Here is a 1,301-nt window from a genome sequence, read left to right as displayed (position 1 = left end):
CTAGCTGACAGCTGAGTGCTGAGTGCTGTCAACTTTCTAGAAAGGGTTATCCATAAACACTCGCTCGGCCGCCTGAATACCCATCCCTAATGTGACCGGGTGGCCCAGCTCGGCGAGAACCATCTCTATACCTGCGAGCGTAGTCAAAATATCAAATCTGTCAAAATATCCCAGATGTCCTATCCTGAATATCTTGCCCTTCAGGTGATCCTGACCTCCGGCAACCGTTATACCGTACTCATCCTTAAGAAGCTTAACCAGCTTACCGCCGTCTACCCCTTCGGGAACCCAGACGGGGGTTACCGCGCTGCCCCTACCGTTTGCCGGGGCGAACAGCTTAAGACCCATCGCCTCGGCACCCGTTCTTGCAGCTTCCGCCAGAATCGCATGGCGCTTGGCGATGTTCTCAAGCCCCTCCCGACGCATCAATCTAATCGCCTCGCCAAGGCCGACGATAAGCGATATGGCCGGGGTGAACGGCGTTGTCGGCGCAGGCTTATGCAGCGAGTCCGCGGCCTTCTTCCAGCTAAAGTAGAACTTCGGCAGGGTTGATTTCTCGGACGCCGCCCATGCCTTATCGCTAACCGATACGGCGGCAAGACCCGGTGGCATCATGAGGCCCTTCTGTGAGCCGGTCATAACGACATCCAGATTCCACTCGTCGGTCTTGCACTCGACCGCACCGATGCCGGTAATCGAGTCGACGACAAACACCGCATCGTAATTCTTAACTATCGCACCGATTGCCTTTACGTCGTTTAAGATGCCGGTCGACGTCTCGCTCTGGACGACGTAGACCGCTTTGGTATCCGGGTTGTTATCAAGTTCGCGCTTGATATCCTCGGGATTTACAACCCGATCCCAGGGATACTCAAGTTTGACGACATTCATGCCGTAAGCCTCGTTAAGTTTGATGAGCCTTTCGCCGAATTTACCGTTTGAGCAGCAGATAACCTTATCCCCTGCGGATAAAAGATTTATAACCGAAGACTCCATAACGCCGGTACCCGACGATGCAAAGAACAGCACGTCGTTCTTCGTCTCAAAGATGTACTTCAGACCATCTTCTATGTCGGCGAGAAGCTCTGAGAACTGCGGCGTCCGGTGATGGAACATCGGCCGTGCTTGTGACAATAAGATTTCTGCCGGAACCGGTGTGGGCCCTGGCGTCATCATGTATTCTTTACGCATGAACAAACCTCCAAAAAAAGAATCCAGGAGCCAGAATTCAGAATTCAGAATAAAGGCAAGAACCCACTCTCCAGACTTTCACTAATTCGAAATCCTTCTGGATTCTGGCT

At 52.7% G+C, this 1,301-nt stretch carries 1 protein-coding gene; it reads right to left on the bottom strand.

The window, feature by feature from the left end; translation table 11 throughout:
• Positions 1-36: 36 nt before the first annotated feature.
• Complete coding sequence (locus tag COY37_RS10470; protein WP_286678705.1) at positions 37-1,191, bottom strand: pyridoxal-phosphate-dependent aminotransferase family protein; 1,155 nt, start codon at positions 1,189-1,191, stop codon at positions 37-39.
• Positions 1,192-1,301: the final 110 nt, after the last annotated feature.

This window comes from Candidatus Aquicultor secundus, from assembly GCF_002791875.1.
Classification (GTDB): domain Bacteria; phylum Actinomycetota; class Aquicultoria; order Aquicultorales; family Aquicultoraceae; genus Aquicultor_A; species Aquicultor_A secundus.
Note: the sequence above shows the minus strand (reverse complement) of the source record. Positions and strands in the feature narration are given on the sequence as shown.